The organism is Ideonella sp., from assembly GCF_041914305.1.
Taxonomy (GTDB): Bacteria; Pseudomonadota; Gammaproteobacteria; order Burkholderiales; family Burkholderiaceae_C; genus Ideonella.
The window spans coordinates 98,928-117,335 of record NZ_JAYSDQ010000006.1 but is presented as its reverse complement, the minus strand read 5'-3'; the positions used below and the strand labels follow the sequence as shown (position 1 = coordinate 117,335).

Below are 18,408 nucleotides of genomic sequence, written 5' to 3'. Positions count from 1 at the left end.
CGCGCCGCCGCGGCTCACCACGGGCCGGCCACCGCCACCGCTTCGGCCTCGCCGGGCCAGGGCGGCATCGTGACGCCGACCGCGGCCACCGCCTCGGTGGCCGACGCGCGAAACTGGAAGTGCGTGCCCAGGGGGATGGTCAGGCACACGCCCGGCACCAGGCTGACCACCTCTTCGCGGCCGTCCTGGCGGCGCCACATCTGGCCGCTGCCCGAGACGACGAACCAGATTTCTTCGACCGTGCGGTGGGTGACGGCCTGCGAGGTCTGGCCGGCGGCCAGCTCGAAATGGGCCATGCTGCCACCGGCCAGGCCCAGCAGCACCCGCACGTCCGACCCGTCCGGCGCGGTCACGGTGGGCTGCGCCGGCAGCGGCATGGTGGCGAACGGGCGGCTCATGCGGGCCGCCCTTCAGCGCAGCGCTCAGTGCCGACGATGGGGCACCGGGCGGCCCGCCGCCGGTGCATCAACCGCGATGGCCCAGCATGCGCGCCGGCAGCAGCACGATCGCGCGCAGCAGCGCAAACACGCCCTCGACCGCCACGCCCAGCAGCCGGAACGGCAGCGCCACCAGCCAGACTAAGGGGAACAGGACCAGCGCCAACAAGGCCACCGGCCAGGCCACGACGAACAGAATGCACCAGCCAACGAACAGGATCAGTGCGCTCACGAGGTCCTCCGACAAGCCACATGCCCGGGCACCGGGCGGTCAAGGGCCGGCGCTGGGGCACCGGTGCGGCCATTCTGCGGCGGGCCGGCCCCGCCGCGGCAGCGATGCGACAGGCCGTCATCGGGCGGGCACGGGCTGCGGCTGGTCGTCCCAGACGGCTTCGGCCAGCGCGCCCACCTCCAGCGGCACCCCGCCCTGCTGGGCCTTCTTCCACTCCGGCGGCAGCGGTGCCGGGCGCCTGGTCTCCTTGCCGCCCCACAGCGCGACCTTGAGCGCGAACACCACCGGGCCTTTGCGGGCCTCGAAGGGCTTGACCGCCTCGGCCTTCGCGACGAGCTGCTTGCGGATCTCCAGGTCGAGCAAGGTGTCGAAGTCGAGCCAGACCTTGGACTGCTCGCCCGGCCGCACCGCAACGACGAGGTAGCCGCCGGTCGATTGCCGGGCCTGGCTCGTTGCCACCGCATCGCGCGCGGCCGCCTCGATGGCCTTGATGTAGTCGGCCATCGCGTCGATGCTGGCCACGCGCTCTTCGAGCACCGCGCTCGGCTGCAGCAGCACGACGTTGAAGTTGGTGAACGGCTCTCGTGTCAACGAAGGGTCGTTCCCGAGTTGACTCACCCCCTTGGGGGGCGGAAACGTCGAAGACGTTTCCTGGGGGCCCTCTGAAGCGCGTGCACTCAACGCGGCGACGAAGAACACGAGCGACAGGACGAGAAAGCGCATGGGCCAGACGAAGGGTTCAGGGCGAAACGGGCGTCGGGCCACGGGTGGCCGCAGCCCTGAATGCTAGTGCAGTGCCGGGCATCTGAATTGCTCCAACCCTGGGCAACCCCGCCCATCCGCCCCACCATGAGCCTCACCATGTCCATCGTCCATGCCGAACGAGCGCCGAAGCCCATCACCCAGGACCTGCGCTCCGAACCTCGCCGGGCCTTGACGGTGGCCGTGGTGGTTGCGCCGGTGAGCGCGCCGGCGATCCAGGGCACCACCGGCAACGTCAGCGCGCACGGCATGGACCTGGCCTGCGACACCGATCTGCGCCCGGCCACGCGCTGCGAGGTGACGTTCTCGTTGCCGATCGGCGGCCAGCTGCGCGCGCTCAGGCTGCAGGCCTGCGTGGTGCGCAGCGCGCCCACGCCCGACGGCTTCAGCCTCGGGCTGGTGTTCTTCGGCATGCCGCAGCGCACGCAAGAGCTGCTGGAGTCGTTCGTCTGGTCTTGACGCCGCTGAGCGGCGACGGCCGGCCGTTCAGCGCTGCGCCCGCTCGGCCGCCATCGCCAGGCGGGTCACCGCCGCCCGCAGCAACACGCGCGAGTACAGCTTGTGAAAGCCGAGCAGCGCCCGAAAGGCGAAGCCCATGCGGGGTTTGCCAGAGCGTGCCCCGCCGAGCGGCACGACGGCCGAGCCGAAGTACAAGCGCGTGCTACCGGCTGCCCCGGCCGGCGCCGGCACGCACATCAGCCACGACCGGGTGCGCTGGTGCATGTCGGCCATCAACAGCTGGCCGTTGACACGCGCCTCGACGTTCCACGCCGCGAACGAATTGCGCCGCTCGTGGGCCAGGTCGCGCGCCTGCTGGTCGGTCGAGGGCCGCGAGGCAAACCACGCCAGCAGCCGCCGCTCGAGCTTGAACACCGCGGTGGTGTAGAACGCCTCGACGAACTCGGGTTGCGACACGTTGCCGGCCACGTCGATCCGGTAACAGTCGGCGTAAGCGCCTTCGTCCAGGTACCTGCGCAGCAGTGCATTGGCGGGGAGTTCGCAGGCGTGGATGTCGGGCATGCTAGTGCAGTGTTTGATGCTAGGCGGAACTTAAGAAAACCGATGAATTTGGGCGTCTGGCTAGGCGCCAACCACAGCGATGCCCTGTGGCATCGCGAGGATTTGCAACGACGCCAGGCGGCCAAAGGCGCGGTTTGATGTTCCGCATAGCGTCGAACACTGCACTAGGACGTCAGTTCTTGCTGTAAACGATCTTCTTCTCACCACCTTCGCAGCTGCCGACCACCTTCTTGTCGCCGACCTGGTCGACGGCGACGATCTCGAGCGTGTAGCCCGTGACGCCTTTGGCTTCCAGCTTGGCGGCGATTTCGCTTTTCAGCTCTTCGCACGGCTTGCCGGCGGCCATGGCCGCGGGGGATATCAACGCAACTGCCAACAACGAAACCAGCTTCATGACCGATCTCCAGGGGTTGAAAAAGCGAGGTGCGATGGTAGTCGACCCGCGGGTCGGGCCGCGCGGCGGGGCGCACAAGGGCCGGCACGCACAAAAAATCAGCCCCGGGCTTGGCCGGGGCCGTAAAGCCCGGCGCCTGTCGAAGCGGCGGGCCCTGCTCAGGGAGGAAAAGCAGGGGGCGGTTTGGGACGCCCGTCTGCACTGTAGCCGCCGCCATGCGGCTGCCGGCACGTGGGAACCCGTAGACACCCCCGGCGCCGCCCGGCGCGGGGCGTGCACTTGTGCGCAGACTGCGGCCGTTATGCGCCCGGGGTGGTCGCGAGCGCAGGCGGGTGCGCCTGCGGCAACGTCAGCGTGAAGACGCTGCCCACGCCGGCCTGGCTGGTCACGCTCAAGGTGCCCCTCATCAGCTCGGTCAGGTTCTTCGCGATCGTCAGCCCGAGGCCGGTGCCCTGCACCGCGGTCGCCTCGGCCCCCAGGCGGTTGAAGGGCTCGAACAGGCGCTTCAGCTGCGCCTCGTCCAGCCCGATGCCGGTGTCTTCGACGTCGATCGAGACCTGGTCGTCGGCGCTGCGCACCCGCATGCGCACGGTGCCGCCCTCGCGGTTGTACTTGACCGCGTTCGACAGCAGGTTCAGCAGCACCTCTTGCAGGCGCACCGCATCGGCCAGCACCTGGGCCTGGTCGGCCGCGCCCAGGTCCATCTGCACCTGCACGCCGGCCGCCACCGCCTGCTGGTGCACCAACGCCGCCGCCTGCTCCAGCGCCGGCGCCACCGGTATCGGCTCGATCGTCAGCGCCACCGCGCCGGCCTCGATGCGCGCCAGATCGAGGATCTCGCCGATCAGCTCCAGCAGGTGCTTGCCGGCGTGCTCGATGTGGCGCACGAACCGCAGCTGGCGCGCGTCCTGCACGCCGCCCTCGCCCACCTGCAGCAGCTGCGCAAAGCCGAGGATGCCGTTCAGCGGCGTGCGCAGCTCGTGGCTCATGCGGGCCAGGAAGCTGCTCTTGGCCTTGTTCGCCTGCTCGGCGACTTCACGCGCCAGGCGGTGCTGCTCCAGCTCTTTCACGGCCGTGATGTCGATCACCGTCGTCACGTAGCTGATCTCGCCCGGGTGGGTGAGCGGCAGAGGCTGCGCCTCGCTCATCACATGGACCACCCGGCCATCGGGATGCAGGAAGCGGAATTCGTCGTGGTAGGGCCGCCGGCGCGCCAGCGCGTCCAGCCAGGCCTGCTGCACGCGCGCTGCGTCATCGGGGTGCAGGTACCGGCCCCAGCCGCTGCCCAGGCACTCGTCGCGCGGCACCCCGACGATCTCGGCCGCGCGGGCGTTGACGTAGATGACCGACCCGGTGTCGTCGCAGGCCCCGATACCCACGGTCGACAGATCGGCCAGCGTGCGAAACCGGAACTCGCTGGCGCGCAGCGCCTCTTCGGTCGCCTTCAGCGCGGTGATGTCGGTGGCGGTGCCGACGACCTCGCGCACCGAGCCATCGGCCCCGCGCGCGAAGACCTCGTCGCGGCCGAGAAACCAGCGCCAGCTGCCGTCCGCGTGGCGCATGCGGTAGCTGATGTCGGCCACCTCGCCGTCCGGCAGCCGGGACAACTCGGCCAGGTGCCGCTCGAACGCCGGCCGGTCTTCCTCGTTCATGTGGTCTGCCAGGCCGTCGGTGCCAACCACGTCGGCCGGCGCGTGCCCGAGCAGGGACTGCACCGCCCGGTTGACGTAGGCCACCCGGTGCTCGGCCGTGTCGTAGAGGTAGATCACGCTCGGCACGACCTCGACGATGCGCTGGTTGAAGTGCCTCGCGGCCGTCAGCTCCTCGCGCATGCGGCGCTCTTCGAGCAGCATCGCCTCGTACTCGGCGCGCAGGCGCGCCTCTGACGCTTCACGCTCGCGGGCCACGTGGGCCAGCGCGTGGGCGGTTCGGCGCAACTCGAGCTGGGCCGCCACCTGGTGGCCGAGCGTGCGCAACAGAAACCGCTGCGCCTCGCTGAGCTGACGCGGCTCACGATCGATCACATTGAGCGTGCCCAGCGCATGGCCATCGGTGCTGAGCAGCGGCGTGCCGGCATAGAAGCGGATGTGCGGCTCGCCGGTGACCAATGGGTTGTCGGCGAAACGCGGGTCGGACCGCGCGTCCCGGACCTCGAAGATCTCGTCGGGCTGCAGGATCGCGTGGGCGCAGAACGCGAACTCGCGCGGGGTCGATTCTTGCCGCAGGCCATGGTGCGACTTGAACCACTGCCGCGATTCATCGACCAGCGACACCAGCGAGATCGGCATCTGCAACAAACCGGACAGCAAGGCGGTGACCTCGTCGAACGAGGCGTCCGGTGGCGTGTCGAGCACCTCGCAGGCGCGCAGCGCCTGCAAGCGCAAGGGTTCGTCGTCCGGCAACGGTGCATTCAAGGGCGAGCCTCCCGAAGCGGTGTCCGGCGGCGCTACAAACCCACACGCTCGCGCGGCCTGGTCGTCGTCGCCGGCCAACCGGCGCTGCTGGACTCTAACCCGACAAGCCCCCGGCGGGAAGCCTGTGGCCGGCCCGGCCGGTCAGAGCTTGGGAATGCGGATGCGGCTGATCATCAGCGAGCCCGACAGCGCGAACAGCAACACCAGCGGGTGCAGCGTGAAGCCGGCGATCTTGGTGAAGCCGAACCACAGTTGCTCGCCGATCGCCCCTTGCCAGGCGGCCACGGCCATCAACCACACCAGCACCAGCGAGGTCGGGATCGGCGTGCCCTCGAAGTACTTGACCTTGCCGGCGTCGTCGGACAACGACTCGGCGGTCACGTTGTAGCGGGCCAGGCGCGACACCCCGCAGGCGACGAAGAAGCCGAGCACCAGGCGGTCGTACAGGCCCTGCATGCCGCAGCCGTAGGCGATGACGGCCGGCGCCACGCCGAACGAGATGACATCGGACAGCGAATCCAGCTCGCGGCCCATGGCCGAGCTGCGCTGGCGCCAGCGGGCGATGCGCCCGTCGAGCACGTCGAACACCAGCGCCGCCGAGATCAGCGCGCAGGCAAAGTAGATGTGAAAGATGCCGCGCGTCTGCAAGAACGACATCACGGAGAACAACGCGCCCACGCCGCAAACAGCGTTGGCCAGCGTGAACCAATCGGCGAGGTGAAACTCGCGGATCATCGAAAAGGGCTTGGGTCGGTTCATGCGGCAAGCTTAGTGCAATCCGCATGCCTGGCCGGCGAAGGCTGGGCCGCCCCCTGGGATTGCGGCAACCGCGGCGCGTGTGGACGGGCCGTCAAGCCGTGCGGGTCACCATGCTGACAACCCGCTTGAGCATCGGCGTGACCACCGGCACCGTCAGCATCGTGCTGCCGATGGCCATCAGCAGCAGCGCGGTGAAGGTCTCGCTGGTGATGATGTGCTTGTCCAGCAGCACGTTGGCAAAGATGATCATGATCAGGGCCTTGGTTTGCAGCAACCAGCCGATCAGCGAGGCTTCGCCCGGGCGCCAGCCCAGCAGCCGCCCGGCCAGCTGCAAGCCGGCCAGCTTGCCGAAGATCGACGCGGCCAGCAGCACCGCGCCCGCCAGGAAGACCATCGCCCCGCCGACGCCGAAGTTGGTCTTCAGCCCGGTGCTGAGGAAGAACACCGGCATCAGGATCAGCAGCAGGATGCGGCGCAGCTCGTCCAGCTGGCGGGTCTCGAACCAATCGCCGTCGATCACCGCGCCGGCGAGGAACGCGCCGACCATGAAGTGCAGGCCCGACCAGTCGGCCCCGAAGGCCACGACGACGAGCCAGATGATGCCGGCGTACCAGCGGTCGGCCTCCTTGATCGCGGCCATCAAACGGCGGAACAGCCAGGTCGCCACGGCGAACGCCAGCAAGAAGACCACCTGGCGGCCGACACGCTGCCAATCCATCAGGATGATCGCCAGCACGCCCCAGATCGCGATGTCGTCCAGGCTCGCGTAGCGCAGGATGCGCTGGCCCAGCGGCTGGCGCAGGATCTCGAGCTTTTCCATCAACAGGATCAGGATCGGCAGCGCCGTCACCGCGCACGACATGCCAACGCCGGCGACGAACTGCCAGGTCTGCGCCGCCGGCCCCATCCAGCCCGGCAGCTCGGCCATCGCCAGGCCGACCACGCTGCCGGCCACCAGCGGCACGCCCAGCGCCAGCCCGGCCGTCAGGCCACTTTCGCGCCGGTGCGTCCACGCGGCTTTCAGGTCCAGCTCGATGCCGGCGAGCCAGACGAACAGCATCACGCCCCACCAGGCAATGCCGTTGAGCGACTGGATCACCGCCGGCGTGAAGACGAGGCCGAACGCGTCCGGAAAGGCCTTGCCCAGCACGCCCGGGCCCAGCAGCACGCCGCCGACGATCTGCACCACCACCAGCGGCGCGAAGTAGTCGGTCTGCCCCAGACGCCACACGAGGTAGGGCAGCGTCAGCACGATCAGCATCGCGATCAGAAAGAGTTCGGTCGTGGTCATGGGGCGAGGGGCTGCGGCGAAGCCAAGGCAGCCGTCGAAAAAATGATGCGCCGGTATCGAAGCGATCAGCTTACTGAAAGCGGTTTCAGACGGCCAGCCGGTGTTTGCCCCGATGGATGGGCGCCAAGCCGTACATTGTGGCTTCGACCACGCGCCCAACGCCCCAGACCGTGACCACCCCACCGCCCTTCAGCCCTGCGGCCGACCGCAACAAGGCGCCGATCTTCGACGCATTGCGCCCCCTGCTGCCCCGCGCGGCCCGCGTGCTCGAAGTGGCCTCGGGCACCGGGCAACACGCGGCCCACTTCGCCGCGCACCAGCCCGGCTGGCAATGGCAACCCACCGATGGCGACGCGGCCGCGCTGCCCGGCATCGGCGCGCAAAGCGTGGGCCTGGCCAACGTGCTCGCGCCGCTGCACCTGGATGTGCTGGCGCCCTGGCCCGCCACGCTGGGCATGTTCGACGCGGTCTACTGCGCCAACATGCTGCACATCTCGCCCTGGCCGACCTGCGCCGCCCTGATGCGCGGGGTGGCGGCTCACCTCGTGGCCGGCGGCCCACTGCTGCTGTACGGCCCCTTCGTCGTCGATGACGAACCCACCGCCCCGAGCAACCTGGCCTTCGACGCCGACCTGCGGGCCCGCGACGCCCGCTGGGGCCTGCGCCGCCTGGCCGAGGTGACCGACACCGCCTCGGCCCACGGCCTGGCATTCGCCCAACGCCTGCCGATGCCGGCCAACAACCTGCTGCTGGTGTTTCGGCGCCAACCCTGACCCACGATGAACCCCTTGCTCGACCTGAGCCCCGAAGTGGCCGCCGCGCTGGCCGACCAGCGCCCGGTGGTGGCGCTGGAATCGACCATCATTTCGCACGGCATGCCGTGGCCGCAGAACGCCGAGACGGCGCTCGCCGTCGAGGCCGAGGTGCGCGCCCATGGCGCGGTGCCGGCCACGGTGGCGGTCATCGACGGCCGCTTGAAGGCCGGCCTGAGCCGCGAGCAGATCGAGCGGCTCGGCCGCAGCGGCGGCGAGGTGGCCAAGGTCAGCCGGCGCGACATGGGCTTGCTGGTGGCGCGCGGCGGCACCGGCGCCACCACGGTGGCCGCGACGATGATCGTCGCCGCGCTGGCCGGCATTCGCGTCTTTGCCACCGGCGGCATCGGCGGCGTGCACCGCGGCGCCGAGACCAGCTTCGACATCTCGGCCGACCTGCAGGAACTGGCGCGCACGCCGGTGGCCGTGGTCTGCGCGGGCGCCAAGTCGATCCTCGACCTGCGGCTGACGCTCGAATACCTCGAGACCCACGGCGTGCCGGTGCTGGGTTACCGCACCCGCCGCCTGCCCGCCTTCTTCACCCGCGACAGCGGGCTGGACCTGGATGCGCAGCTGGACGAGCCGGCCGACCTGGCGCGCGTGATGAAAGCGCAGTGGGCGCTGGGCTTCACCGGCGGCATCGTCGTCGCCAACCCGATACCGGCCGAACATGCGCTGCCCACGGAGGCTGTCGATCGCGCGATCGAGCAGGCGCTGGCCGATGCACAGGCGCAAGGCCTGAGCGGCAAGGCGGTGACGCCGTTCCTGCTGGCGCGTGTGAATGCGCTGACCGGCGGCGTCAGCCTGGCCGGCAACATCCAGCTGGTGCTGAACAACGCCCGGCTGGCGGCGCGGGTGGCGGTGGCCTATTCGGCCTTGTCGTGCGCATCAGCCTGCGACAGGGCTTCGTAGAGTTCCAGCGGCAGGCCATCCGGGTCGGCAAAGAAGGTGAAACGCCGGCCGGTGTATTCATCGACGCGGATCGGCTCGACGGCGACGCCGCGGGCCTGCAGCGTCTGCTGGCAGGCGGCCACGTCGTCCACCACAAACGCCAGGTGCCGCAGGCCCTGCGCCTCGGGGCGCGACGGGCGGGCGGGTGCGTCGGGAAACGAAAACAGCTCGATCTGCGACCCGTCGGGCAGCGCGAGGTCGAGCTTGAACGATCGGCGCTCGGCGCGGTAGTTTTCGGCCAGCACCGCCAACCCCAACGTCTGCGTATAGAAACGCTTCGAGGCTTCGTAGTTCGAGCAGATGATGGCGGCGTGGTGAATGCGTCGCAGCATGGCGTGTCGTCGGGCTTGGCGGTCATCAGATTGTGACCACCGTGGGCCGCCCCCGAGACTCGCGCCGGCTGCAACAACCAGCCGTCAGCGGCCAGCTGACGGCCGCATGGCAGCCCGGCGACCGATGCACCGGGTCTTCACCATGCGGCTCGGACAGACCCTCCACAACCCGACACTGTGTCTGGTGGCCATGCGCAGCAGGTGCTGGCGGCATGGCAGGCTGTGTTGGCGGTTGGAGGGGTGTCGCCCTTGGGGCTTGTTGTTCTCAACCGCGCTGATTCGCATCATCGCGGCCGGCCCGCAGCCGGGCGATCACCCATTTGGGGGGTGGTGGTGCCAAAGAGACGTCAATTGGTGATCTATTGCCGGTCTGCACCCGCCGCCGGTCAGCGCAAGGCGACCTGGCTGTCGCCGCCCCACCCGCCGCCCAGCGCGCGGATCAGGCCGACTGTCGACTGGAACTGCGCGACCTTGACCTGCACCTCTTGCCGGCGGCTGCGCAGCTCGCTGCGCTGGGCGTCCAGCAGCTCGAGCTGGCTGACCAGGCCGTTGCGGTAGCGCGATTCAGACAGCGTCGTCGCGCGGGCCGCCGACTCGACCGCCCTCGCCTGCGCCTTCGAGCGCTCGTCCAGCGACCGCAGCAGCGCCAGCTCGTCCTCGACCTCGCGGAAGGCGCCCAGCACCTGCTGCCGGTAGTCCGCCAGGCTCAGCTCGAGCGCAGCCTGGGCCGCATCGACGCCGGCCTGGCGCCGCCCGCCATCGAACACCGGCAGCGACAGCAAGGCACCGACCGCCCAGCTGCGCGCCGACCACTTGAACACGTCCGACAGCTCGGGCGACGCATAGCCGCCCGACGCCGTGAGCGACAGGTTCGGGAACCACGCCGCCTGCGCCACGCCCACGCGCAACTGCGCCGCCTGCATCTGGCTCAGTGCCGCGGCCACATCGGGCCGGCGGGCCAGCACCGCGCTGGGCACGCCGGCCGGGACCTGCGGCACCACGCCGCGCCACGGCGCCGCATCGATGGCAAAGCCCGCCACGTTGTCGCCCACCAGCACCGCGATCGCATGCTCCAGCAGCGCGCGCCGCGCGTCGAGCGCCAACGCTTCCGACTCGGTCTCGGCCAGCTCGGTGCGCACCCGCGCCACGTCCAGCTCGGCCACGTCGCCGGCGCGTTGGCGGCTTTCGACCAGGCGCAGCGTGTTGCGGTGCGCCGTCAGCGTGTCGCCAACGATGCCGCGTTCCACGTCGAGCGCGCGCAGCTGGAAGTAGCTTTGCGCCACATCGGCCTGCGCCATCAGCCGCGTGCTCTGCAGCAGCGCGTCGCGCGCTTGCGCATCGAGCGTGGCGGCCTGGGCCGAGCGCGACAGGCGGCCGAACAGGTCGGCCTCGTACGACACGCTGGCGCCGGCGCTGCCCAGGTTGGCGGGCTGCCAGCCGGTGTCCGGGCTGGCCAGGCGCTGTACGCCGGCCGACACCCCCACCTGCGGCCAGCGCTCTGCATTGGCGCGGCCCAGCAGCGCCCTCGCCTGCGCCAGGCGCGCCGCAGCGGCCTGCACGCTGGTGTTGCGCTCACCGGCGCGTTCGACCAGTTGGTCGAGCACCGGGTCGGCAAAGGCCTGCCACCAGGCGCCGCGCGCCTGGGCCTCGGCCGGTGCCGTGGGCGCCCATTGAGCACCCGCCTCCTTGAACGCGGCCGGCACGGGCGACACCGCCACCGGGTCGATCGCCGGCGTGCTGGCGCAACCGGCCAGCCACAAGGCCAGCGCCAAGGCCGGCAAGGCGAACGGAAATTGCAGGTTCTTCTTCATGCTTCATGCCTCGAGATCGGGGCGGCCGGCGCGTGCTTCAGCGGCCCGCCGCCATGGGGTTCAGCGCTGCCGGCAAAGCCTTCGAGGTGCGGCACCTCGCCGTGCAGCTTCAAGGGCCGGTTGCCGCTCAAGGCACGCAGCGCGACATAGAACACCGGCGTCAGGAACAGGCCGAACGCGGTGACGCCGATCATCCCGGCGAAGACCGCCGTGCCCATCGCCTTGCGCATCTCGGCGCCGGCGCCGCTCGACAAGACCAGCGGCAGCACGCCCATCACGAAGGCCAGCGAGGTCATCAGGATCGGGCGCAGCCGCAACCGGCTGGCCTCGATCGCGGCCTGCACCGGCGTGCGGCCGGCGAACTCCAGCTCGCGGGCGAACTCGACGATCAGGATCGCGTTCTTCGCCGACAGCCCCACCAGCACCATCAGCCCGATCTGCGTGAAGACGTTGTTGTCGCCCTTCGACAGCCAAACGCCGGTCATCGCGGCCAGCAGCCCCATCGGCACGATCAGCACGATCGCCAGCGGCAGCGCCAGGCTCTCGTACAACGCGGCCAGCACCAGGAACACCAGCAGGATCGCGAGCGGGAACACCCACACCGCCGAATTTCCGGCCAGGATCTCCTGGTAGGTCAGCTCGGTCCACTCGTAGCCGATGCCCGGCGGCAGCGTTTCGGCCGCGATGCGCTCGACAGCGTCCCGCGCCTGGCCCGACGAATAGCCCGGTGCCGGGCCGCCGTTGATGTCGGCCGACAGAAAGCCGTTGTAGCGCATCGCCCGTTCGGGCCCGAAGCTGGGCTTCACGTTCATCAGCGCCGACAAGGGCACCATCTCGCCGCTGGCCGAGCGCACCTTCAGCAAGCCCACGTCTTCAGCGCGGGCGCGGTGCGCCGCATCGGCCTGCACACGAACCGAGTAGGTGCGGCCGAACTTGTTGAAGTCGTTGACATACAGGCTGCCGAGGTAGATCTGCATCGTGTCGAACACATCGGTCACCGCCACGCCCAGCTGGCGCGCGCGGGTGCGGTCGATGTCGGCATACAGCTGCGGCACGTTGACCTGCAGGCTCGAGAACAAGCCCGCCAGCTCCGGCGTCTGGTAGGCCTTGGCCATGAAGGCCTTGGTCGCCGCATCGAGCGCTTCGTAGCCGAGCGAGCCGCGGTCTTCCAGCTGCAGCTTGAAGCCACCGGTCGTGCCCAGGCCCTGCACCGGCGGCGGCGGGAACATCGCGATGAACGCGTCTTGGATCGCGCCGAACTGCTGGTTCAGCGCACCGGCGATCGCCGCGCCGTGCAACTCGGGCGAGCGGCGCTCGGCAAACGGCTTCAGCGTGACGAAGACGATCCCCGAGTTCGAGCTGTTGGTGAAGCCGTTGATCGACAGGCCAGGGAAGGCGATGGCGCTTTCAATGCCCGGCTGCTTCAGCGCGATCTCGCCCATGCGGCGGATCACCTCTTCGGTGCGGTCAAGCGTAGCGCCATCGGGCAGCTGGGCGAAGCCGATCAGGTACTGCTTGTCCTGCGCCGGCACGAACCCGCTGGGCACGCTGCGAAACAGCAGCCCGGTCAGCACGGCCAGCACCAGGTACATGCCGATCATCAGCGCCTTGCGCGAGACCACCCGCTGCACGCCGCCGCTGTAGCGCTCGGCGCTGCGGCCAAAGAAGCGGTTGAAGCCGCGAAACAACCAGCCGAACCAGCGGTCCATGCCGCGTGTCAACGCATCTTTCGGCGCACCGTGCTTTTGCAGCAGCAGGGCCGACAAGGCCGGCGAGAGCGTGAGCGAGTTGATCGCCGAGATCACCGTCGAGATCGCGATCGTCAACGCGAACTGGCGGTAGAACTGCCCCGTCAGGCCACTGATAAAGGCCAGCGGCACGAACACCGCGATCAGCACCAGCGCGATCGCGATGATCGGGCCAGACACTTCGCGCATCGCGCGGTAGGTGGCCTCGCGCGGGCTCAGGCCCGAGGCGATGTTGCGCTCCACGTTTTCGACCACCACGATCGCATCGTCGACCACGATGCCGATCGCCAGCACCAGGCCGAACAGGCTCAGCGCATTGATCGAAAAGCCGAACAAGTGCATCATCGCGAAGCTGCCGATCACCGACACCGGCACCGCCAGCAGCGGGATGATCGACGCCCGCCACGTCTGCAGGAACAGGATCACCACCAGCACCACCAGCGCGATCGCTTCGAGCAGCGTGTGGATCACCGACTCGATCGACGCGCGCACGAACTGCGTCGGGTCGTAGACGATGCGGTAGTCCACGCCTTCGGGCATCGCCTTCTTCAGCTCGGCCATCGTCGCGCGGACCTGGTTCGAGATCTCGATCGCGTTCGAGCCCGGCGCCTGGAAGATCGGGATCGCCACCGCCGGCTTGTTGTCCAGCAGCGAGCGCAGCGCGTATTCAGACGCGCCCAGCTCCAGCCGGGCCACGTCGCCCAGCCGCGTCACCGCGCCGTCGGCACCGGTCTTGACGATGATGTCGGCGAACTCTTCTTCGGTCTGCAAGCGGCCCTGCGCGTTGATCGACAGCTGCAGGTCTACGCCCGGCAGGCCCGGCGAGGCACCGACGACACCGGCCGCCGCCTGCACGTTCTGCTCGCGGATCGCGCGCACCACGTCACCGGCCGACAGGCCCCGCTGTGCCACCTTCTGCGGGTCGAGCCAGACGCGCATCGAGTAGTCGCCCGAGCCGAACAGCAGCACCTGGCCCACGCCCTGCACGCGCGCCAGCCGGTCCTTGACATTGAGCACCGCGTAGTTCCGCAGGTAGGTCATGTCGTAGCGCTCGTTGGGCGACAGCAGGTGCACGACCATCGTCAGGTCGGGCGCGCTCTTGACGGTGGTCACGCCGAGCCGGCGTACCTCTTCGGGCAGCCGCGGTTCAGCCTGCGAGACACGGTTCTGCACCAGTTGCTGCGCCTTGTCGGGGTCGGTGCCGAGCTTGAAGGTCACCGTCAGCGTCATCAGGCCGTCGGTCGTGGCCTGGCTGCCCATGTAGAGCATGCCTTCGACGCCGTTGATGGCCTCTTCGAGCGGTGTCGCCACCGTCCCGGCGATCACCTTCGGGTTGGCGCCGGGGTACTGCGCGCGCACCACCACCGAAGGCGGCACGACCTCGGGGTATTCGGAGATCGGCAAGGCCTTGAGCGCGATCAGGCCGGCGATCAGCATCAGCAGCGAGAGCACGCCGGCAAAGATCGGCCGGTCGATGAAGAATTTCGATAAGTTCACGGGAAGGCTCGCTTGTTGTTCTGTTCGTTCAAGAGGGCTTGGCGCCGCTGCGCTCGGCGTGCAGCTCGGGCTTTGCGTCCATCGCCACGTTCTGCGGCGCCAGCAGCGAGCCCGGCCGCACGCGCTGCACGCCGTTGACGACGATGCGCTCACCCGGCTGCAGGCCGGCGGTCACGATGCGCAGCCCGTTGACCGACGCACCCAGCGTCACCTCGCGGTAGGCGGCCACGTCACCCTTGTCGACGACGATGACGAAGCGCTTGTTCTGGTCGGTGCCGACCGCGCGCTCGTTGATCAGCAAGGCCGGCGCCGCGGTGGCCTGGCCCATGCGCAGGCGGGCGAACTGGCCCGGCATCAGCGTGCCGTCGGCGTTGTCGAACTTGGCGCGCACCCGCACCGTGCCGCTCTTCGCGTCGACCTGGTTGTCGACCAGCTGCAGCTGCCCGCGGTAGGGCGTGTCGCTGCTGCCGGCCGTGCCCAGCTCGACGGGGATGCGCTCGATGTGGGCGCGCGCGCTGGCACCGCCGGGCAGGTCTTTCAGCGCACGGACGATCAGCTGCTCGTCGGCGTCGAAGCTGGCGTAGATCGGGCTGACCGAGACCAGGGTGGTCAGCACCGGCGCACCCGGGCCGGCCGCCACCAGGTTGCCGGGGGTGACCTCGATCTTGCCGATGCGCCCGGCGATCGGCGCGCGCACCTGCGTGTAGCCGAGGTTCAGCTGCGCGGTTTGCAGCGCGGCTTGTGCGGCGCGCAGGTTGGCTTGCGCTTCACGCAGCGCGTTGGTGCGCTCGTCGAGCTCACGCTGGGCGATGGCCTGCTCTTCCCACAAGCGCTCGGCGCGGGCGTGCTCGCTTTGCAGGTGGGTCACGCGGGCTTGCGCGGCCGCGGCCTGCGCCTCGGCGCGGTCGAGGTCGGCCTTGTAAGGGGCCGGGTCGATGGTCGCGAGCAGGTCACCCGCCTTCACCAGCGAGCCCTCGCGGAAATGCAGCGCCTGCACGGTGCCCGCGGCGCGCGAGCGGATCTCGACCCGGTCGACCGCTTCGAGCCGGCCCGAAAACTCGGCCCAGGCCGCCACGTCGCTGCGGGTCACGGTGGCCACCGAGACCGGGGTGGCGGGTGGCGCCGCGGCCGGCGCGTTGGCCGCGGCCGGGTTGCCATGCAGGCCGAAGATGGTGATCGGCACCGCGGCGATGGCGGCGAGCGCGGCGCTGAGCGTCCAGGCGGTGGTCTTGCGCGAGCGCAGCGGGGTCGAGGGTGAGGTCGAGGTCGTGTGGGGGATGGGCGAATTCATGGGGTTCTTCTCCGGTGGATGTCGTTCAGTTCTTCGGGTGTTCGGTCGGCAGCCCTTGCATGAACAAGCGCAGGCGCTCTCGGGCCACGGCCACCCAGGCCGGGTCGCAAGCTGGCGGCGCCTCCATGTAGGGCGCGGGAAAGTGGGTGGGCGGCGGCAACATCAGGCGCACCACCGGCACGCCTTCGCCGCGCAAGCGGCTGGCGAACGCGGTGGCCTCGTCGCGAAACGGGTCGTCTGCCGCGCTGAACAGCAAGGTCGGCGGCAGGCCGGCCAGGCGCGCCGCAGCACCGGGCGTGGCATAGGGGTGCAGCGCGTCGTTGGCGTGCGGCAGGTAGTCGTGCCAACCATCGGCCCAGCGGCAGCCCACCGGGCCAGCCTGCGCGCGCCGCAGCGACGCCGTGGCCACGCACACATCGAGCATCGGCGAGAACAGGATCTGGCCGGCCAGCGGCGGGCCGGCGCGGTCGCGCGCCATCAGGCTGGCCGCCGCGGCCAGGTTGCCGCCGGCCTCTTCACCCGCTACGAAGATTCGTGACGCGGCCCCGGCCCAGGCGCGGCGGCGCTTGTGCAGATGCGCCAGCGCTGCATGCGCGGCTTCGGCCGCCTGGGGGAACGGATGCTCCGGCGCCAAGGGGTATTGCAGCGACACGACCGCCGCGCCAGCGCTGTGCAACAGGCGCACGACGCAGGGAACGCCTTCGCTCGGCGCACTGACGAAAGCCCCCGCATGCAGGTGCAGCACCAGCGGCGCGTCGGCCTTGTCTGCGCGGTACAGCAGCGCCGCGCAGTCGGCCCCGTTGCCAAGCGGGATCGACAGCGGTTCGGCGTCGGCCAGCAGGTGGTCGTCTGAAGAAATGGCGGGGCCGGACATGGCGGGGGTGCTCACACAGAAAAACGGTGAATGGAAGATAGGGCGCCCTCGCCCGCCCACAAATAGCCCCGCAGCTCAAGGACTATTTCAAGCCGAAGAACAATGCGCCGCAGACCGACCTGGAGATCGAATGGACAAGCTGGCCGCCATGCAGGCTTTCGTGCGTGTTGTCGAAGCGGGCACTTTCACCAAGGCCGCTGACACGCTGTCGCTGCCCAAGCCCACCGTCACGCGCCTGGTGCAATCACTCGAAGCCGAGCTCGAGACCCAATTGCTCAAGCGCACGACGCGGCGTGTGACGGTGACGCCCGATGGCGCCGCCTACTACGACCGCGCGGTGCGCCTGCTGGGCGAGATCGACGAGCTCGAATCGAGCATGACGCGCGCCAAGGTCAGCCCACGCGGGCGCTTGCGCATCGACGTGGGCTCGACCGTGGCGCAGCTGCTGGTGATCCCGGCGCTGCCCGATTTCTATGCGCGCTATCCGCACATCCAGATCGACATGGGCGTGAGCGATCGCCCGGTCGACCTGATCGGCGAAAACGTCGACTGCGTGCTGCGCGGCGGCGAGATCACCGACCAGTCGCTGGTGGCGCGCCGCATCGGCGACTTCCACCTGATCGTCTGCGCCTCGCCCGACTACCTGAAGCGCCACGGCACGCCGCAGCACCCGAGCGAGCTCGAAGACGAGCGCCACACCGTCGTCAACCATTTCGGCCACCGCACCGGCCGCGTCTACCCATTCACCTTCGCCAAGGACGGCGAGAAGCTCGAAGTGCACGGCCGGCACGCGCTGTCGGTCAACGACTCGAACGCCAACCTGGCCGCGGGCCTGGCGGGGCTGGGCATCGTGCGGGTGTCGACCTTCCAGGCCGCGCCCTTCCTGGCCTCGGGCGCTTTGCAGCCGCTGCTGCTCGACTGGTGCGCCGACTCGGTGCCGCTGCATGTGGTCTACCCGCCCAACCGGCACCTGAGCGCGAAGCTGCGTGTCTTCGTCGACTGGGTGGCCGAGCTGTTCGCGCGCAGCGACCTGATCCACCGCAAGTGCAGCCTGCCCAAGCCGCACAGCGCAGCGCTGGCGCAGGCTCAAGCGACGCAAGAGCCGGCCGCCCTGGCGATGGCCGACTGAAGCTCTTTCCGACTGCACGGTGCGCCGTTGGCCTACAGCGGCCAGGCCGTGCATGCGGCAGCCTGAGGGACTCACCCCTCAGACAAGGAGATTCGCATGCACACGCCGGAAACCGACAACATGGCCAAGCTGTGGGACCTGATCGGCGACATCCGTTTTGCGATGTTCACCACGCGCCACCACACCAACGGCCACCTGCACTCGCGGCCGATGACGACCCAGAACTCGCGCGACGACCACGACACCAAGCTGTGGTTCTTCATGTCGCGCCAGGGCGAGCCGGTGGCTGAGCTGGCCGCCGAGCCGAGCGTCAACGTGGCCTACGCCAACCCGGGCAAGGACACCTACGTCTCGGTGTCGGGCAACGCCGCCGTCGTCGACGACGTGGCCAAGAAGCGGCAGCTGTGGACCAAGCTGACCGAGGCCTGGTTCCCCGGCGGCCCGACCGACCCCGACCTGGCACTGGTGCGGGTGGACATCACGCACGCGCACTTCTGGGACGTGCACGAGAACAAGCTGGTCCAGCTGTTCGAAATGGGCAAGGCCGCGGTGACGGGCCACACACCGCCCAAGATGGGGCGCCAGGGCGAAGTGCGGATGGCTTAGCAACCCCGGCCGGCGCGCCACCGGCGCTTGCGGCGATACTGTATGAAC

Annotated in this window: 18 protein-coding genes; 5 read left to right on the top strand and 13 right to left on the bottom strand. The window is 69.6% G+C overall.

Features of this window, described 5'->3' with window-relative positions; translation table 11 throughout:
* Nucleotides 1-14 precede the first annotated feature (14 nt).
* The 3 genes from ACE3SG_RS10095 to ACE3SG_RS10085 form a co-directional block, all read right to left on the bottom strand.
* Nucleotides 15-398 carry a cupin domain-containing protein gene (locus tag ACE3SG_RS10095; protein ID WP_374564683.1) on the bottom strand — a complete coding sequence of 128 codons (384 nt, stop codon included), beginning with the start codon at nucleotides 396-398 and terminating at the stop codon, nucleotides 15-17.
* Between the two features lie 67 nt (nucleotides 399-465).
* On the bottom strand, nucleotides 466-669 hold the full coding sequence (locus ACE3SG_RS10090; RefSeq protein WP_374564681.1) for a hypothetical protein: 204 nt from the start codon (nucleotides 667-669) through the stop codon (nucleotides 466-468).
* Nucleotides 670-786: 117 nt separating this feature from the next.
* Entirely contained in the window at nucleotides 787-1,260 is a 474-nt protein-coding gene (locus ACE3SG_RS10085; RefSeq protein ID WP_374564679.1) for a hypothetical protein, read from the bottom strand.
* 270 nt (nucleotides 1,261-1,530) lie between these two features.
* Here ACE3SG_RS10085 and ACE3SG_RS10080 point away from each other — a divergent pair, with 270 nt between their 5' ends.
* A complete protein-coding gene (locus tag ACE3SG_RS10080; protein WP_374564677.1) occupies nucleotides 1,531-1,890 on the top strand; it encodes a PilZ domain-containing protein in 360 nt (119 codons plus the stop codon).
* Nucleotides 1,891-1,917: 27 nt separating this feature from the next.
* Here ACE3SG_RS10080 and ACE3SG_RS10075 read toward each other — a convergent pair whose 3' ends face one another.
* From ACE3SG_RS10075 to ACE3SG_RS10055, 5 genes are all read right to left on the bottom strand, one after another.
* Nucleotides 1,918-2,451, bottom strand: coding sequence for a hypothetical protein (locus ACE3SG_RS10075; RefSeq protein WP_374564676.1), 534 nt, complete (start codon nucleotides 2,449-2,451; stop codon nucleotides 1,918-1,920).
* 172 nt (nucleotides 2,452-2,623) lie between these two features.
* Complete coding sequence (locus ACE3SG_RS10070) at nucleotides 2,624-2,845, bottom strand: DUF1161 domain-containing protein (RefSeq protein ID WP_374564674.1); 222 nt, start codon at nucleotides 2,843-2,845, stop codon at nucleotides 2,624-2,626.
* A 299-nt stretch (nucleotides 2,846-3,144) separates the two neighbouring features.
* Nucleotides 3,145-5,259, bottom strand: a complete 2,115-nt coding sequence (locus ACE3SG_RS10065) for a PAS domain-containing protein (protein WP_374564672.1) — start codon at nucleotides 5,257-5,259, stop codon at nucleotides 3,145-3,147.
* Nucleotides 5,260-5,400: 141 nt separating this feature from the next.
* Nucleotides 5,401-6,018, bottom strand: coding sequence for a CDP-diacylglycerol--serine O-phosphatidyltransferase (gene pssA, locus ACE3SG_RS10060; protein WP_374564670.1), 618 nt, complete (start codon nucleotides 6,016-6,018; stop codon nucleotides 5,401-5,403).
* 91 nt (nucleotides 6,019-6,109) lie between these two features.
* Nucleotides 6,110-7,309 (bottom strand): cation:proton antiporter, encoded by a 1,200-nt coding sequence (locus ACE3SG_RS10055; RefSeq protein WP_374564668.1) that lies wholly within the window; start codon nucleotides 7,307-7,309, stop codon nucleotides 6,110-6,112.
* A 170-nt stretch (nucleotides 7,310-7,479) separates the two neighbouring features.
* Here ACE3SG_RS10055 and ACE3SG_RS10050 point away from each other — a divergent pair, with 170 nt between their 5' ends.
* The gene (locus ACE3SG_RS10050; protein WP_374564666.1) at nucleotides 7,480-8,082 is read left to right on the top strand and encodes a DUF938 domain-containing protein; all 603 of its coding nucleotides are present in this window, start codon (nucleotides 7,480-7,482) and stop codon (nucleotides 8,080-8,082) included.
* A gap of 6 nt (nucleotides 8,083-8,088) precedes the next feature.
* On the top strand, nucleotides 8,089-9,033 hold the full coding sequence (locus tag ACE3SG_RS10045) for a pseudouridine-5'-phosphate glycosidase (RefSeq protein ID WP_374564664.1): 945 nt from the start codon (nucleotides 8,089-8,091) through the stop codon (nucleotides 9,031-9,033).
* Here the strand turns inward: ACE3SG_RS10045 and ACE3SG_RS10040 are convergent.
* From ACE3SG_RS10040 to ACE3SG_RS10020, 5 genes are all read right to left on the bottom strand, one after another.
* On the bottom strand, nucleotides 8,988-9,404 hold the full coding sequence (locus ACE3SG_RS10040) for a VOC family protein (RefSeq protein ID WP_374564662.1): 417 nt from the start codon (nucleotides 9,402-9,404) through the stop codon (nucleotides 8,988-8,990). The two genes, ACE3SG_RS10045 and ACE3SG_RS10040, sit on opposite strands and share 46 nt — an antisense overlap.
* A 386-nt stretch (nucleotides 9,405-9,790) precedes the next feature.
* Nucleotides 9,791-11,215, bottom strand: a complete 1,425-nt coding sequence (locus ACE3SG_RS10035) for an efflux transporter outer membrane subunit (RefSeq protein WP_374564660.1) — start codon at nucleotides 11,213-11,215, stop codon at nucleotides 9,791-9,793.
* Nucleotides 11,212-14,460 carry an efflux RND transporter permease subunit gene (locus tag ACE3SG_RS10030; protein ID WP_374564658.1) on the bottom strand — a complete coding sequence of 1,083 codons (3,249 nt, stop codon included), beginning with the start codon at nucleotides 14,458-14,460 and terminating at the stop codon, nucleotides 11,212-11,214. The genes ACE3SG_RS10035 and ACE3SG_RS10030 overlap by 4 nt, the downstream gene beginning before the upstream one ends.
* A 28-nt stretch (nucleotides 14,461-14,488) precedes the next feature.
* Nucleotides 14,489-15,751, bottom strand: a complete 1,263-nt coding sequence (locus ACE3SG_RS10025; RefSeq protein ID WP_374564656.1) for an efflux RND transporter periplasmic adaptor subunit — start codon at nucleotides 15,749-15,751, stop codon at nucleotides 14,489-14,491.
* 25 nt (nucleotides 15,752-15,776) lie between these two features.
* Nucleotides 15,777-16,640 (bottom strand): alpha/beta hydrolase fold domain-containing protein, encoded by an 864-nt coding sequence (locus ACE3SG_RS10020; RefSeq protein ID WP_374564654.1) that lies wholly within the window; start codon nucleotides 16,638-16,640, stop codon nucleotides 15,777-15,779.
* 115 nt (nucleotides 16,641-16,755) lie between these two features.
* On the opposite strand from ACE3SG_RS10020, the gene ACE3SG_RS10015 reads away from it, so the two are divergent.
* The gene (locus ACE3SG_RS10015; protein ID WP_374564652.1) at nucleotides 16,756-17,754 is read left to right on the top strand and encodes a LysR substrate-binding domain-containing protein; all 999 of its coding nucleotides are present in this window, start codon (nucleotides 16,756-16,758) and stop codon (nucleotides 17,752-17,754) included.
* Between the two features lie 96 nt (nucleotides 17,755-17,850).
* Entirely contained in the window at nucleotides 17,851-18,360 is a 510-nt protein-coding gene (locus tag ACE3SG_RS10010) for a pyridoxamine 5'-phosphate oxidase family protein (RefSeq protein WP_374564650.1), read from the top strand.
* Nucleotides 18,361-18,408 lie beyond the last annotated feature (48 nt).

Bases quoted from the DNA above. Each gene is read 5' to 3' on its own strand.
- ACE3SG_RS10095 (WP_374564683.1), bottom strand. From the start codon at position 398: ATGAGCCGCCCGTTCGCCACCATGCCGCTGCCGGCGCAGCCCACCGTG.
- ACE3SG_RS10080 (WP_374564677.1), top strand. From the start codon at position 1,531: ATGTCCATCGTCCATGCCGAACGAGCGCCGAAGCCCATCACCCAGGAC.
- ACE3SG_RS10075 (WP_374564676.1), bottom strand. From the start codon at position 2,451: ATGCCCGACATCCACGCCTGCGAACTCCCCGCCAATGCACTGCTGCGC.
- ACE3SG_RS10070 (WP_374564674.1), bottom strand. From the start codon at position 2,845: ATGAAGCTGGTTTCGTTGTTGGCAGTTGCGTTGATATCCCCCGCGGCC.
- pssA (WP_374564670.1), bottom strand. From the start codon at position 6,018: ATGAACCGACCCAAGCCCTTTTCGATGATCCGCGAGTTTCACCTCGCC.
- ACE3SG_RS10055 (WP_374564668.1), bottom strand. From the start codon at position 7,309: ATGACCACGACCGAACTCTTTCTGATCGCGATGCTGATCGTGCTGACG.
- ACE3SG_RS10045 (WP_374564664.1), top strand. From the start codon at position 8,089: ATGAACCCCTTGCTCGACCTGAGCCCCGAAGTGGCCGCCGCGCTGGCC.
- ACE3SG_RS10040 (WP_374564662.1), bottom strand. From the start codon at position 9,404: ATGCTGCGACGCATTCACCACGCCGCCATCATCTGCTCGAACTACGAA.
- ACE3SG_RS10035 (WP_374564660.1), bottom strand. From the start codon at position 11,215: ATGAAGAAGAACCTGCAATTTCCGTTCGCCTTGCCGGCCTTGGCGCTG.
- ACE3SG_RS10025 (WP_374564656.1), bottom strand. From the start codon at position 15,751: ATGAATTCGCCCATCCCCCACACGACCTCGACCTCACCCTCGACCCCG.
- ACE3SG_RS10015 (WP_374564652.1), top strand. From the start codon at position 16,756: ATGGACAAGCTGGCCGCCATGCAGGCTTTCGTGCGTGTTGTCGAAGCG.
- ACE3SG_RS10010 (WP_374564650.1), top strand. From the start codon at position 17,851: ATGCACACGCCGGAAACCGACAACATGGCCAAGCTGTGGGACCTGATC.